Raw genomic sequence first — 15459 nt, forward strand, 5'->3', positions numbered from 1 at the left:
GACCAGGACGGCGCTGGCATATCTCATTCCAGCACTACAACGGCGCGGGTTTGTAATCCGTCCACTCCCTCAACTCCACTGAAAAAACGACACCCCATGGACCTGCTCGCGACGACCAGTGCTGCCGCCGTTTCATCTTATGCGCTCCTATCGACGATCTATAAGAGCGTGCAAGCGCTTTATGCTCAGCCGGCGATCAACTCATCGCTGGACAACCTTGGACAAGCCGAGGTGGTCGTTCCTGCTGTGGACGTGATCGTGCCGTGCTTCAACGAGAATCCGAACACACTCGCCGAATGTCTGGAGTCGATTGCCAGTCAAGACTACGCCGGAAAGATGCAGGTATATGTGGTCGATGACGGATCGGCAAACCGCGACGTTGTCGCGCCTGTACACCGGATATATGCGAGCGATCCGAGATTCAGTTTTATCTTGTTGGCGAACAATGTGGGAAAGCGCAAGGCGCAGATCGCAGCGATACGCAGCTCATCCGGTGATCTGGTTCTCAACGTCGATTCCGATACGATACTTGCTGCCGACGTCGTCACGAAGCTTGTATTGAAGATGCATGACCCGGGAATCGGTGCGGCCATGGGTCAGCTGATCGCGAGCAATCGCAACCAGACCTGGCTGACCAGGCTGATCGACATGGAATATTGGCTCGCGTGCAACGAAGAGCGCGCGGCACAGGCGCGCTTCGGTGCCGTCATGTGTTGCTGCGGCCCATGTGCCATGTATCGGCGTTCCGCGCTCGCCTTGCTTCTTGATCAATATGAAGCCCAATTCTTTCGTGGGAAGCCGAGCGATTTCGGCGAGGACCGCCACCTAACGATACTCATGCTCAAGGCGGGGTTTCGAACCGAATACGTTCCGGACGCCATAGCAGCCACAGTCGTCCCGCACAGTCTTCGGCCATATCTACGACAGCAACTCCGCTGGGCGCGAAGTACCTTTCGAGATACGTTTCTTGCTTGGCGCCTGCTGCCAGAGCTCGATGGTTATTTGACGCTAGACGTTATCGGGCAAAATCTCGGCCCATTGCTCCTCGCCATTTCATCACTTGCTGCGCTCGCACAGCTCCTGATCGATGGCTCTATACCCTGGTGGACGGGATTGACGATTGCTGCAATGACTACGGTCCGGTGCTGTGTGGCAGCGCTTCGTGCCCGCGAGCTGCGGTTTATCGGCTTCTCGCTCCACACGCCGATCAATATCTGTCTCTTACTGCCTTTGAAGGCCTATGCGCTTTGTACATTGAGCAATAGCGATTGGCTATCTCGGAAAGTCACCGATATGCCGACGGAAGAGGGGAAACAGCCTGTCATCCTGCACCCGAATGCCGGACGAAGTCCTGCTGGTGTAGGGGGGCGCCTGCTCCTATTCGTAAGGCGGCGTTATCGCAGCCTCCATCGAGCCTGGCGGCGACGGAGAGTGTTTCCGGTCGCGATCGTTCGACTGTCTACAAATAAGTGGTCGGCTGATGACTCAGGACGAAAACCATCAGTTATTAGAGCGAGAGTTGGCTGTCGACGACCCGTGGCGCCTCGACACTAGTGCGTTCGAGCAGCAGCGATACGCGCAAATGCTCCGGATGTCGCGCCGCGACGGAGATGCGGCGTCTGCGCTCGAAGTAGGATGTGCAGCCGGTGCATTCACGGAGATGCTGGCGCCGCTATGCGAGCGACTTACGGTCGTGGATGTCATGCCGCAGGCAATCGAGCGAACGCGACTGCGGACCGGGAAATGGTCACATATTAGTTGGGTGACCTGCGACATTCAGCGGTTCTCGACCACTGAGCAATTCGATTTGATTGTCGTGGCTGAGGTTCTTTACTACCTCAGGGACGTCGTCGAGATGCATGCGGCTATCCGCAACCTGGTGAGTATGCTTGCGCCAGATGAGACTCTCATTTTCGGGTCTGCGCGTGATGAAATATGTCAACGCTGGGGGCATGCTGCCGGTGCTGAGACGGTGATCGCTCTCTTCAATGAGAGCCTATCAGAGATCGAGCGCCGGCACTGCTGCACCGGGTCGGCGAGCGAAGACTGCTTGATCGTCCGGTTTCTGAAGCCGGGCGGCGCGTCGGCACAATCAAACGCCGGTCATTAGGCCAGGAGGACGTATGCGCATCTGCGGAATAAAGTTGACACATGACGGAGCAATTGCTGTCGTCGAGGACGGTCGGCGTCTTTTTTGCGTCGAGCAAGAGAAGCGCGGCAATGGTCCTCGCTATCAGTCCGTCGACAATCTCGATGCAGTCGTCTTCGCCTTGGCGGAGCATGGCCTGAATCCGCGCGACATCGATCAGTTCGTGATTGATGGCTGGGACGGGGAGAATGAATCGCAGTTCCAGCTCCTAAGCGGAGCGGTGCCGGTCGCGCTAAAAGGCGCGCCATATGTCGAGCGTCATGCTGAGGGCCTCCTTGATTCCGTCGACGGCTATGGCCTCCTCCTCGGAGGCGAGGAGTTTCCATATAAGAGCTACCCGCATGTCACGGGCCATGTCGCCTCAGCATATAGCACCAGTCCTTTCGCCAGCGCGGGGAAACCCGCGTTGTGTCTGGTATGGGACGGCTGTATCTTTCCACGCCTTTACTATGTCGAGCCCCAGGGCGCGCGGCTCATCGGATCGCTGTTTCCGATGATTGGCCATGCCTATGCCGCCGCGGGCCTTCACTTCGGCCCATACCGGCAGCCGAACCGCTCCAGTTGGGATTTGGGCATTGCTGGCAAGCTGATGGCCTACATCGAGCTTGGTTCCGTGGACGAAAGCATCGTGGAAGTGTTCCAGGAGCTTTATGAAACGCGCTCAGCGGCTGACACGGAGCAGGCTCGTCGCTACCGCGAAAACATCAACAATGCGGAAGCGTCTCTCGCAGTTATTCACGACTTCTTCGAGTCAAGCGCATTGCGCCTGAAGGCCAAGCGCGCGGAGGACGTCCTCGCGTCGTTTCATGTGTTTCTGGAACGTCTTCTCGTTAAGGAGATCGCGATGGTTCTGCTACGGCACTCGTCGCTTCCGGGAGCGCGAAATCTATGCATCGCCGGAGGTTGCGGTCTCAACATCAAATGGAACAGCGCGCTTCGCGCGACCGGATTATTCGATGATGTCTGGGTGCCGCCGTTTCCAAATGACAGTGGCTCGGCAATCGGCGCGGCGTGCGGCGCTATGGCAGCGCAAGATGGCTTCGAGCCGTTGGAATGGTCAGTTTACAGTGGCCCCGCCCTGCAGGAGAGCGAGGTTCCGCCGGACTGGGAGGCGGCGCCGTGCAGTCTGCCTGAACTTGCCTCGATTCTTGCTGACAACAAGCCCGTCATCTTTCTTTCCGGGTGTGCCGGGCTCGGGCCGCGGGCGTTGGGCGGTAGAAGCATTCTTGCGGCCCCAACGTCCCCGGAGATGAAGGATCATCTCAACGACATCAAACGGCGCGAACACTTCCGGCCGGTGGTGCCGATCTGTCTGGAAGATCGTGCGCCGGAGATCTTCAGCCCGGGTACGCCAGATCCTTACATGCTATTCGATCACCAAACCCGGGCGAATTGGCGCGACAAGATCCCGGCAGTGGTACATCTCGACGGCTCGGCGCGGCTGCAGACAATTTCCCGCAACTCTCCTCACAAAATTGCTGCGCTTCTCATCGAATTTGAGCAACTCACCGGCATTCCGCTGCTCTGCACCACGAGCGCCAACCTCCATGGACGGGGATTCTTTCCCGATGCTGCGGCGGCATGCCAATGGGGGCGCGTCGAGCATGTGTGGTGCGAGGGCATGCTCTGGAGCAAAACGGTCATCAAGAAGTCATCGCCTACGGAACGACTTCTGTCAGCCTAAGATGAACATGTCCAATATGGCGATCGACCTTGTCGGCGTGAGAAAGTCATTCGGGGACAAGGTTATCGTCAATGACCTGTCGTTCTCGGTTGCGCGCGGAGAGTGCTTCGGGCTGCTTGGGCCAAATGGAGCTGGCAAAAGTACGATTGCACGCATGCTCCTCGGCATGATTTCCCCCGATCGAGGCAAGATTACGGTCCTCGATGAGCCTGTGCCTTCCCGCGCTCGTGCGGCGCGCGTGCGCGTAGGCGTGGTGCCGCAGTTCGATAACCTTGAGCCCGAGTTCACCGTGCGGGAGAACCTGCTTGTGTTTGGCCGCTATTTCGGCATGAGCGCTCGCACGATCGAAGCGGTTGTGCCCTCGTTGCTTGAGTTTGCGCGGCTTGAAAGCAAGGCGGACGTGCGCGTCTCCCTTTTGTCCGGTGGTATGAAGCGGCGGCTGACGCTGGCGCGCGCTCTGATCAATGATCCACATCTACTCGTGATGGACGAGCCGACGACGGGGCTCGATCCGCATGCTCGCCACCTGATCTGGGAACGCCTGCGGGCTCTTCTTGCGCGCGGCAAGACGATCCTCTTGACCACTCACTTCATGGAAGAGGCCGAACGCCTTTGCGATCGGCTATGCGTGCTTGAGAGTGGATGCAAAATCGCCGAAGGCAAGCCAGACGCCTTGATCGACGAGCATATCGGCTGCAACGTGATCGAGATCTATGGCGGTGATCTAGATCAACTCCGGGAGCTGATCAGGCCGTATGCGCGGCATATCGAAGTGAGTGGAGAGACGCTTTTTTGTTACGCGCGATGTCCGGACGAAATCAGCGTGCACCTGCGCGGGCGAACGGACCTTCGCGTTCTGCAGCGCCCCCCGAATCTCGAAGACGTGTTTTTGCGGTTGACCGGGCGCGAGATGGAGAAATGAGCGATGGATGATGGTTATGCGTCGGTCATGCCGGCTAATGCGTACAATTGGACCGCGGTATGGCGTCGAAATTACTTGGCATGGAGGAAAGTCGCGCTTGCATCGCTTCTCGGCAACCTCGCAGATCCCATAACCAATCTGTTTGGCCTTGGCTTTGGGCTCGGACTCATTGTGGGACGGGTTGAGGGGACTTCGTACATTGCGTTTTTGGCGGCGGGTATGGTCGCGATTAGCGCTATGACATCCGCGACCTTTGAAACTCTGTACGCAGCCTTTGCTCGGATGGATGTCAAGCGCACCTGGGAGGGAATTTTGTTCACACAGCTCACGCTTGGCGATATCGTTCTAGGTGAGTTGGTGTGGGCGGCCAGTAAGTCCGTTCTAGCCGGGACAGCAATCGGGATTGTCGCTGCCACCCTGGGTTATGCATCCTGGACGTCGGTTCTTTGTGCGATACCGACAATCGCCCTTACGGGCCTTGTCTTCGCCAGCCTGGCAATGGTCGTCATATCTCTTGCGCCAACTTACGATTACTTCGTGTTTTACCAGTCGCTCGTCCTTACGCCCATGGTGTTCTTGTGTGGCGCGGTCTTTCCGACGAGCCAAATGCCCGACTCATTTCAGCACTTTGCCGGCTTGTTGCCGCTGGCACATTCGGTCGACCTTATTCGCCCAGTGATGCTTGAGCGCGGCGCCGACAATGCCGCCCTACACGTAGGCGCGCTCTGCGTTTACGCGGTCTTGCCCTTTTTCGCGTCGATCGCGTTATTTCGGCGCCGCCTGCTGCGTTGACGTGAGTTCAGCGAAACGGAGAAGTCAAAGCGATGCAGTGTCATGATGCGTTCCGCGGTAGCTCGCGAGTGACCTGGTCTGTCAGAGCAGCTTGTGAAACGGCCTTGAGAAGCCGCGATCGAGCCAGCTCTACGGCCGCCTGTTCGGCCGATCGGACCTTGCAAAGTCGTGTTGTGCTGCCTGGCACGCGCACCGGCTGCGCGTGACTGTACAGATTAGATCGGTGGGACGGCATGGCCTTCCATGGAGAACGGGATGTTGAGCATAGGACTGAGTGGCGGCCTTGACAGAATCTATGAAAGCTCTCCGGAGCTGCCGAATACATTTCTTCACGATGGCGCTGCGGTACTTGTGCAGGACGGCCGCGTAATTGCTGCTGTCGAAGAGGAGCGCCTCAACCGCGTCAAGCACTCCAACAAGTTCCCCAGCAATTCGATCCGATACTGCCTTTCTACCGCAGGAGTCGAGCTCGGCGACATCGACCGTATCGCGTTCTACGCGACTGAAGCTTACTGCAAAGCCATGCTCGAGCGCCTTTCTGTTTCTCAGCCCGTTCCGTTGGACCCCAAACTGTTGCTGCGGCAGCTGTTGGCACGGGAATTCGGGGCCGAGATCGATCCGTCCGGGTTTCCTTCGTGAATCACCACGAAGTACATGCCGTGAGCGCGTTTGCCATGTCCGGGTTCGAGCAAAGTCTGGTGTTTGCGATCGACGGCGGGGGCGATTTTCTCTCAGGCTTAATGGCGGTAGGGTCCGGGACCGTAATTGCGCAGCTTGTAAGTTTCCCGGAACACAACTCTCTTGGGCTGTTCTATCTCGAGACGATCCGATATCTCGGCTGCGGGATGTTCGACGAATACAAAGTGATGGGGCTTGCACCGTATGGTGATCCCGATCGCTATCGCGAGCTCTTCGCGCAGTTCTACGAGTTGTTGGACAGCGGTGGCTATCGCGTTCACCTGGATCGAATCGGACCAGCCCTTTTGCGCAACATCCAGGTTCGGCGAAAGGGAATGCCATTCACCCAACAGCATCGAGATGTCAGCGCGTCGCTGCAGGAAGCGCTGGAGCGGATCGTGTTTCACACCCTGCGGCACCATCGTAAAGCGACGGGCATGACACGCCTGTGCCTAGCTGGCGGGGTGGCCCATAATTGCACGCTGAACGGTAAGCTGCTTTATTCCGGGCTATTTGACGACATCTTTGTTCAACCCGCGGCGCACGACGCCGGTTGCGCACTCGGCGCTGCATTAATGGTATCAAGCGAGCTAGGCAGGCCAGCGCCGCGCGAGCGACTGCCGGACGTTTATTGGGGGCCCGATCTTGGGAACGAGCAAGCCACAGAGCTTGAGCTCAACGCATGGTCAGGCCACCTCGACATTCAACGAAGTGATGACATAGCATCCAGTGCGGCGGACTGGATGGCAAATGGCGCTGTAATCGGCTGGGTTCAGGGGCGCTCTGAGTTCGGCCCACGTGCGCTTGGTAACCGCAGCATTCTAGCGGACCCGCGGCCTGCGGAAAACAAGGATCGCATCAACGCGGTGGTCAAGAAGCGCGAGAGCTATCGCCCCTTTGCGCCATCTGCATTAGAGGAGGATGCGAGCGAGTTCTTTGAGCTCCCCGACGGCACGCGGCAGCTCCCCTTCATGAACTTCGTAGTTCGCGTGCGTGAAGCCAAGGGTAACGTGCTCGGTGCGATCACGCACGTTGATGGGACGGCTCGGCTGCAGACCGTATCGCGCAAGACAAACCCCGCCTACTGGGACGTCATTAATGCGTTCAAGAAGCGAACGAGCCTTCCGATTCTTCTAAATACCTCATTTAACAACAATGCCGAGCCGATCGTGCAGTCCGTGTCAGATGCGATCACCACGTTTTTGACGACTGATCTGGACGGACTTGTTGTTGGGCCGTTCCTCGTCAGGAAGCGGCCAGCATCACTGCAGGATTGGAGTGCGCTGGCTGCGTCATTGCCGCCGTACGCATCCCTTCATCGTGTTCGCTCCCACATAGCGCCAGATCGGCAGGAAACGGTCTGCGAGATCCGCATGGGACATTCCGCCCACTCTAGTATGCGTATCTCACCTGAGCTTTTCGAGATCTTGATGCGAATCGAGGGCGAGGCGTCGCTCGGGTCGCTTTTCGACACAGCCCTGCTGGACCAGGCCAAGCGTGAAGATCTTGTGAAGGAATTGCGGCTCGTATGGGAGCTTCGGGGCGTTCGCCTGCATCCGCTGCACGCGGCTTGCCGTCACGATAATGTACAAAGCGGAACATAGCCATGACTCATGCGCATGGCCACGCCCATGCGTGCATGTGAGGGGACCAGGCCATCCGATGCAGAGCGGGGCATCGGGCATCGGGCTTCGGGCAGGTCGATGCAACACCGTTGAAGAAAGGACGATCGTATTGAGAGAACGCGGCCCGTCACGGATAGCCCTGCTATGAAGTTCTACCGATGCAGCTCGCCGGCACCGCGATTTCAGGCCGTGACGCCGGGCGAGAAGATACGCGAGACGTCTGTACTGACGTCTCTTGTCCAACCAGGAGCGCGCGAAAAGGCAAGGCAGATGGTTAGCGGTTCGAGCAATGATCGGTTCGTAGTGTCCCGGCGACGTACGGGGTTTGGCGACTGTCTGTGGTCACTCGCGGCAGCCTGGCGATTTGCAAAGCAGACAGGACGGACGCTAGCCATTGATTGGCGGGGATCTTGTTATCTTGATGAACCATTCACCAATGCCTTTCCAGTCTTCTTCGAACCGGTTGAAGACATTGGCGGAGTGCGAGTAATTTGCGATGACGACATCAATACGCGTTCGTTTCCAGGACCATTCTTTCCAACATGGTGGAACAAGCCATCTTTCGATTGCATCTATCGACCGGACGAGCAGATTTTCAGGGAACGCGATCAACTCGATCAACTGTTCCAAAGTCAGAGAGATAGTGACGCTAACACGGTTGTGTGTGATGCCTGCCTGATGTGGCGCTGCGATCAGGAAGCGGAACGCGAAATCTTCCGGAGTATTAAGCCGCGGCCTGAAATTCAGGCCCGGATTGATGCTATCTACCGCGAGCACTTTGAGCCGTACAGCGTAATCGGCATTCATGTCCGGCATGGCAATGGCGAAGATATTATGGGGCATGCCCCTTACTGGGCGGACACGGAGCGCGCCTTGCGGCAGATCTACAATGCCATTGATGAGGCCAGGAGTTTATCCCACGCAAAACCTGTGAGGGCGTTCCTGTGCACGGACAGTGCGCTCGTCCTCGAGCAGGTTTCGGTTAAATTTCCCGATGTCTTCGCGATTCCAAAGCAGTTCCAGGCGCCTCAAGCGGGCCCATTGCACCATCCCGCCCTCGGAGCTGAAGGCGGCTTTTCTGCCCTCACCGAGATGTATCTCCTTGCCCGCTGCGACACGGTGATCCGTTTTCCGCCAACGAGCGCTTTTACGCGCTATGCGCGTCTTTTCGCCCCACGCGTTATAGAATTCGATTTGAACGATCCGGGCCGGTTGATCCTGATTGAAGACAACTCGCAAGCGCTTATGGCTTCGTGAAAGTCGCAAACCCGCGTGATCGATCTCACCGCCGCTCTTTACGTCCGATAGCCGTGGAAGTTCTTCTCCGGGCGACGATTTTCTGGCCCGCGGGCTGTCATTGCCGCAACGTTCCAGGGGCGAAGAGAACGAAGCCGCGGCCGAATGCGTTCGGCTAAGGCGCGGCTTCGACAACAACGGCCCTAAAGTGCCGCTGCGTTTTACAGAAGGAGCACGCCTTCGTCTTCGCTTCGGGCGGGCCGCAGACGGAAGCTAAACAACGCTCAATCACGGATGAACATTTCAGCTCGCCAGCTCATGCTTGGAACTAGCGCCGCGAAATCCAGTGCCGCTCAGAGCATGGCGCGATAGATCAAAAGTGGCCGCCGACGAATCTAACGTGCAAGCTTGGTACATCAGTTTTATGTTGGGGCGGCTAATGGCCGTGGCCGTTATCCCCGGGCATTTTTCGACTTCGACGAGAGGCGCCGGCCAGCCGCAGGCTCGTACGGTTGTGCGATCGTGAAAGCGAACGCGGGCTGGGTAGCCCTTTCATGAAGCGGGCGAGTGCTCGCGAACTTACGTAGCAGAGTCACCATCGCTGTCAGAAAGCTCACCTCCGCTGTCTTGAATGCGCCAAACATTCCGCGTGCGCGACATTAGGACGCAAAACGGAAGCGCATTTACGTACATCGCAGTGGCGCAAATCCTGCTACGCGTGCGCGGGCGCAAAAGTAGAGGAGGCGGCCGTGGGTCTCGATCTGCCAAATGACAATCTGATCCGAGGTCCGCTGCCCGAAGCACATTTGGATCGCCTCGTTGACGCTGTTAATGCGCGCGTTGATCGTGGAGAACCGAAGGTGATGTTACTCACCGGCGCATCGCGCGGAATTGGCCATGCCACTGCCAAGCTATTCTCGGAGGCAGGCTGGCGCATCATTTCTTGCGCACGCCAACCGTTCGACGGCGAGCGATGCCCCTGGGAGGCTGGGAATGACGATCATTTCCAGGTCGACCTCGGCGATCATCGAATGCTGCCGCGCGCAATCACCGAGGTTAAGAAACGCTTGGCTGGTGCGCCCTTGCACGCGCTGGTGAATAATGCGGGTGTGTCGCCGAAAACGCCCACAGGCGATCGGATGACATCGTTGACCACCTCAACCGATACCTGGATGAGGGTCTTTCATCTTAATCTGGTGGCTCCGATCCTGCTGGCGCAGGGTTTGTTTGATGAGCTAAGAGCCGCGTCAGGATCGATCGTGAATGTGACTTCAATCGCGGGCTCGCGGGTGCACCCATTCGCCGGTAGCGCCTATGCGACCTCGAAAGCTGCGCTTGCGAGCCTCACACGCGAATTGGCCCACGACTATGCGCCGCATGGCATTCGCGTCAATGCGATCGCGCCCGGCGAAATCAGGACCGACATGCTGTCGCCCGACGCGGAAGCGCGCGTCGTGGCAAGTATCCCGCTGCGCAGAGTGGGTACTCCGGACGAAGTGGCCAAGGTCATCTTCTTCCTATGCTCGGATGCGGCGAGCTATGTTACGGGTGCCGAGGTGCCGATCAACGGTGGCCAGCATCTGTGAAGCGGCCGGCCCGGCGGCGAAGCTGACTTGAGCTTCCCAACGGACTCACGTTCTCCGCTGACCACGCGCATACAATCAACAGAAAATGAATCGAAGGCACACGGCAAGTTTACTGTCGTGCCATGAAAAAGTGTCACGGTTCGATGTCATCTCGTCAACACTTGGCGCTAGATCGAGAGTGACATGCAAAACGAACCTCGCCAATCCGGACATGGGTCCAGGGAGGATGATCAAGGAAACGGAGACAGGCTTATGCTGCATATCCCCTCCTCGAGCGAAAGACCTGCCTCGCAGCCGGAACCGGAGCGTGCCCCCCCGGGGGAGCCGTCGCATGAGAGCGCGCTGGCCGGCATCTACGAAATATCGAAAATACTAAATGCTCCCGGCCGGCTCGAAGTCACCTTGGCCAACGTTCTCGGTCTTCTGCAATCGTTTGTGCAGATGCGACACGGCCTCGTCTCGCTGTTCAACGATGACGGCGTTCCAGAACTTACAGTTGGCGCCGGCTGGAGCGAAGGCACTGACGAACGTTACCGGACGTGCGTGCCGCAGAAAGCAATCCACGAGATCGTAGCGACAGGCAGGTCTCTTATGGTCGAGAATGTAGCCGCCGAGACGGCCTTCAGCGCTGCCGACCGGGAGGTTCTCGGCGCCTCTGATAGTATACCGGTAGCGTTCATCGGGGTCCCGATTCGCGTTGATTCGACGGTCGTTGGTACGCTGACGATCGACCGTATCCCGGAAGGCAGTTCAAGTCTTCTCGAGTACGATGCGCGGCTGCTCGCCATGGTCGCGAACGTGATAGGACAAACGATCAAGTTACATCGCTTGTTCGCCGGCGATCGCGAACAATCGTTGGTGGACAAGGACCGGCTAGAGAAACAGACAGTTGATCGTGGGCCGCCCGCTCGCGAGCGCAAGCAGCTTCAGGCACACGGGATCATTGGCGACAGCCCGGCGCTGAGCGCACTGCTTGAGAAGATTGTCGTTGTAGCCAGATCAAACAGCACGGTTCTGCTGCGTGGCGAATCCGGTACCGGGAAGGAGCTGGTAGCCAAGGCCATTCACGAGTCGTCCGTTCGTGCTAAGCGGCCGTTCGTTAAGCTGAATTGCGCGGCGCTCCCCGAGACGGTCCTGGAATCGGAATTGTTTGGCCATGAGAAAGGTGCCTTTACCGGTGCTGTCAGCGCCCGCAAGGGGCGCTTCGAGCTTGCTGACAAAGGGACGCTATTTCTTGACGAGATCGGAGAGATCTCACCTCCGTTCCAGGCGAAGTTGCTGCGAGTTCTGCAAGAGCAGGAGTTCGAGCGCGTCGGCAGCAATCACACGATTAAAGTCGATGTTCGGGTGATAGCTGCGACCAACAGGAACCTTGAAGAGGCTGTGGCAAGGAGCGAATTCCGCGCGGACCTCTACTATCGTATTAGCGTAGTTCCCTTGTTGTTGCCGCCGCTTCGCGAAAGACGCAGTGATATTCCGCTGCTCGCAAGAGAGTTCCTCAGAAAGTTTAACAGCGAGAACGGCCGCTCTCTTACTCTGGAGGCGAGTGCGATCGATGTACTGATGAGCTGTAAATTTCCGGGAAATGTCCGCGAACTCGAGAACTGCATCGAGCGGACCGCGACACTCAGTGCCGGAACATCGATTGTAAGAAGTGACTTTGCATGCAGCCAAGGCCAATGCCTTTCCACGACGCTTTGGAAAAGCACATCGTATGGCAAGACAGACCCGGCGGCACCGATGCAACCGGTGCCTGCAAAGTCCATCATCCCGCTGGCTGAAACGGCCCCTCCGCCGCAGGCTGTCTGCGAACCGGGCTCATTGGCACCTTCCGGCACAGTTCTCGTTAGTGGTGCGAGAATGGCTGATCGCGAGCGGGTCGTTGCGGCTATGGAAAAGTCTGGCTGGGTGCAGGCCAAGGCAGCGCGCCTACTCGGGCTAACCCCGCGCCAAGTCGGCTACGCGCTGAGGAAATACGGAATCGAGATAAAGCGGTTCTGAGCGCCCCGCATCGGCCTGGACTGATTCCGCCAAATCGATAAGTGAAGACGGTCCGCGTAGTTAATCTAGCAATCTGAGGGGAATGGACCGCCGGGGGCGTCGGCTTGCCACGACCCCGAGAAGGGCTCAACTATTCAGCGACAGATGGGGCGGAGAGCCTCACTTGCGAGTCGCACAATCGCGAACCGCCGGTTGCTCGAAATGCAAAGAGCTATCATCCTTATCTCAATCAAGCCGGATTGGCGAACGCAATGCTTAATGACCCTCGACCGGTCCGGGCCTGCAGGGGATTAGCGGCAGTCAATCCGCAAGCAGTCCCGCCGCCACTTGCCAGCGTGGTGCTGCGAAACAGCGCTGTCCGAGCCTGCTTTGTGCCGGCATCCCTTTCAGGAAGCGCGGGGTAGAGAGGGCGCACTACCCGGTGTTAAGCCTTGTGACAGCGAGCGGTCCCAAGCGGCGGGGATGGTACAAGACTTGCTGTTCTCTTCCCAACTGACGTAACTTTAGGAGCAACACCTTGCATAATATTGTCTGCATCAAGCAAGTTCCGGACTCGGCGCAGATCCGCGTGCACCCCGTGACCAATACAATCATGCGTCAGGGAGTGCCGACCATCATCAACCCGTATGACCTATTCGCGCTCGAGGCCGCGCTGGGGCTGCGCGATCGGTTCGGTGGCGAAATTACCGTGCTTACCATGGGGCCGCCATCGGCAGAGGAGTCGTTGCGAAAGGCGCTGACTTATGGTGCTGATCGCGCCGTCCTACTTACTGATCGCTGCTTTGCGGGCTCGGATACGCTGGCCACTACGTATGCGCTTGCAACAGCGATCCGGAAAATTGGCAAGGAATATGGTCCGGCAAACCTCATCTTCACGGGAAAGCAGACCATCGACGGCGATACAGCGCAGGTTGGTCCTGGCATCGCGAAGCGACTGGGCGTAGGGCAGCTAACTTACGTTGCGAAGGTCAGATCCGTGGACGTCGCCAATGAAACAATTGAAGCGGAGCGGCGCTCGGAAGGCGGTGTGCAGGTTCTGCACACTAGGTTGCCCTGCCTCATCACCATGCTTGAGGCGACGAATCAGATTCGGCGAGGCGCGATGGCGGATGCCTTGCGTGCCGCGCGAGCCAAAATCGTGAAATGGAGCGCGCAAGATGCAGGTGTCGAAGACATCTCCAAATGTGGGCTCAAGGGCTCGCCGACTGTCGTCAAACGTGTGTTCGCTCCCCCTGCGCGGGCCGAGAGGGCGGCGCTGGTTGAGTCCGCCGAGCAGCCGGCGCAGGCGCTAATAGACGCAATCTTCTTGAATCAACCGAAGCTCGAAACCGATCTGGCGACACTTGCTCGTGACGCCCGATCTGGACTGTCCGGGCAATGTTAGCAACGCGCTCCAAGAAATGTATCAACGCTCGCACCCGAGTCGATGAGAGCGCAACATGTCGTTGTGCAACGCGGTAAGCTACCATAAGAGTTTGCTATGCCATCCGTCGATCTCGCCATCGGCTGAGGCCGCATGTTCCGTAGAGCACGTTATCGCTACGATCGAGTCCGGAGCCGCCCAGGATTGCCGGGGCACGGCCAAACAGGCCTGCGCATATTTCAGATCTTCCGTTTTGTCGTGTTCGACCGTGGAAGACCATTGCTTCCTCCGTACCGGTCGCGAGCAAAGACGGAATACGTCAGCAACCCGGGTCACCATGCTAGCGCTGCCGTCTGCACGTCCAAAGCCCTGTCGCTGGCTTTAAGGAGCAAAGCCAACCTATGCGGCGCCTTTGAAGCAATCCGCCAATTCAGCAGCCGTGTGTATGTGAACAGCCGCTGTTTCGTTCCTGACGGCGGTGCGCAGCCTCTCAAGTGCTATGCACCTGCTATGAGGATAGGTCACAAGTGTTATACCAGCTTCTTCGGAATCTGACGGAGCAAATTCAAGAGTTGGCATGATGGTTGCTGTTAGCCAGTAAAAATTAAGAGGGGGTAACCGCGAATGCGAAGAACAGGCGAGCGGCATGCCACGAACGACCTGAGGCCCTGTGAGGTCGGTAGGCACGAATTGGATTTTACAATGCTGTACCAAGTTGACAGCGGTTCGATGAAATGGCGGCAGCAGCAACCGCGAGGGCTTCATTCATTTGCTCAGGCAGCCAAAGCTGCACCGCGCGACTAGGCGTGTCATTCGCGCATGCGGCATTAGCATCAGAATGGCATGCGCGGCGAAGTATCCAAGACGATTCTCCGCGCGCATGCTCGCCGTGGCTGCCATTGCGGCATCGGATTGCTGCTGGACTGGAAGCCAACCGGATCCTCGCCGCTCCCTCAATGAACGAAGTCCCTTCGATGCGCATGACCAGGACAGAGAAGACCGCAATCTGCCGTGGCCAGGAGAACGACGAAAGTTTGCGTGAAAGGTGAACGCAACATTAGGCCCTTTGAAGCCAATGAACTCAGCGCGGTCAATAGTCGGCCCGGACATGAAGGTAGCTTCGTCAAGGACCGTTTCGCTTCTCATCTGCAGGGAGTCAAATGATATCTCAAGCGTCTCGATTTGCACCGGATCAGCCTCCGAAGTTATCCTGCGAGTACTTGACTGAGCGAGTGCGAGCCTTGTTCGGCCCGCATCCGTTCGCCTCCCAGATGTCCGGAGACCAGGTCGCCAGCCTGCTGCCTGAATACCTAGCGATGTCACAGGCGTTCCCGTACCTGCAGGCAGGGTCGCAAAGGGACCTCATATTCGATGCAATGCATCAAAATCGGGACATTGGGAGGGACATTGAACTGACCAGCGT

9 protein-coding genes and 2 pseudogenes are annotated in these 15459 nt (G+C 57.9%); all 11 read left to right on the plus strand.

Annotated elements, in window-relative coordinates:
* The first annotated feature begins 96 nt into the window (after positions 1–96).
* Positions 97–1554 carry a chitooligosaccharide synthase NodC gene (nodC, locus tag IF809_RS36000; protein ID WP_011084824.1) on the plus strand — a complete coding sequence of 486 codons (1458 nt, stop codon included), beginning with the start codon at positions 97–99 and terminating at the stop codon, positions 1552–1554.
* Positions 1481–2110: a nodulation methyltransferase NodS gene (gene nodS / locus IF809_RS36005; protein ID WP_014497813.1), complete on the plus strand. Its 630-nt coding sequence runs from the start codon at positions 1481–1483 to the stop codon at positions 2108–2110. The genes nodC and nodS overlap by 74 nt, the downstream gene beginning before the upstream one ends.
* 13 nt (positions 2111–2123) lie before the next feature.
* Entirely contained in the window at positions 2124–3833 is a 1710-nt protein-coding gene (gene nodU / locus IF809_RS36010; protein WP_014497812.1) for a nodulation protein NodU, read from the plus strand.
* A 1-nt stretch (position 3834) separates the two neighbouring features.
* Positions 3835–4755, plus strand: coding sequence for a nodulation factor ABC transporter ATP-binding protein NodI (nodI, locus tag IF809_RS36015; RefSeq protein ID WP_011084827.1), 921 nt, complete (start codon positions 3835–3837; stop codon positions 4753–4755).
* A 3-nt stretch (positions 4756–4758) separates the two neighbouring features.
* Positions 4759–5547, plus strand: coding sequence for an ABC transporter permease (locus IF809_RS36020; protein WP_011084828.1), 789 nt, complete (start codon positions 4759–4761; stop codon positions 5545–5547).
* A gap of 255 nt (positions 5548–5802) precedes the next feature.
* Positions 5803–7829: pseudogene (locus IF809_RS36025) on the plus strand (carbamoyltransferase family protein).
* A gap of 165 nt (positions 7830–7994) precedes the next feature.
* Positions 7995–9107, plus strand: a complete 1113-nt coding sequence (locus tag IF809_RS36030; RefSeq protein WP_011084832.1) for a nodulation protein NodZ — start codon at positions 7995–7997, stop codon at positions 9105–9107.
* Between the two features lie 728 nt (positions 9108–9835).
* A complete protein-coding gene (locus IF809_RS36035; protein ID WP_011084833.1) occupies positions 9836–10672 on the plus strand; it encodes an SDR family NAD(P)-dependent oxidoreductase in 837 nt (278 codons plus the stop codon).
* A 252-nt stretch (positions 10673–10924) separates the two neighbouring features.
* Positions 10925–12673: a nif-specific transcriptional activator NifA gene (gene nifA, locus IF809_RS36040; RefSeq protein WP_014497807.1), complete on the plus strand. Its 1749-nt coding sequence runs from the start codon at positions 10925–10927 to the stop codon at positions 12671–12673.
* Between the two features lie 517 nt (positions 12674–13190).
* Positions 13191–14057: an electron transfer flavoprotein subunit beta/FixA family protein gene (locus IF809_RS36045; RefSeq protein WP_011084835.1), complete on the plus strand. Its 867-nt coding sequence runs from the start codon at positions 13191–13193 to the stop codon at positions 14055–14057.
* 1211 nt (positions 14058–15268) lie between these two features.
* Positions 15269–15459: pseudogene (locus tag IF809_RS36050) on the plus strand (GFA family protein); the annotation flags it as partial.

Source organism: Bradyrhizobium sp. UFLA06-24, from assembly GCF_054967145.1.

Coding starts and splice junctions, on each gene's coding strand:
- nodC (WP_011084824.1), top strand. CDS start 97: ATGGACCTGCTCGCGACGACCAGTGCTGCCGCCGTTTCATCTTATGCG.
- nodS (WP_014497813.1), top strand. CDS start 1,481: ATGACTCAGGACGAAAACCATCAGTTATTAGAGCGAGAGTTGGCTGTC.
- nodU (WP_014497812.1), top strand. CDS start 2,124: ATGCGCATCTGCGGAATAAAGTTGACACATGACGGAGCAATTGCTGTC.
- nodI (WP_011084827.1), top strand. CDS start 3,835: ATGAACATGTCCAATATGGCGATCGACCTTGTCGGCGTGAGAAAGTCA.
- IF809_RS36020 (WP_011084828.1), top strand. CDS start 4,759: ATGGATGATGGTTATGCGTCGGTCATGCCGGCTAATGCGTACAATTGG.
- IF809_RS36030 (WP_011084832.1), top strand. CDS start 7,995: ATGAAGTTCTACCGATGCAGCTCGCCGGCACCGCGATTTCAGGCCGTG.
- nifA (WP_014497807.1), top strand. CDS start 10,925: ATGCTGCATATCCCCTCCTCGAGCGAAAGACCTGCCTCGCAGCCGGAA.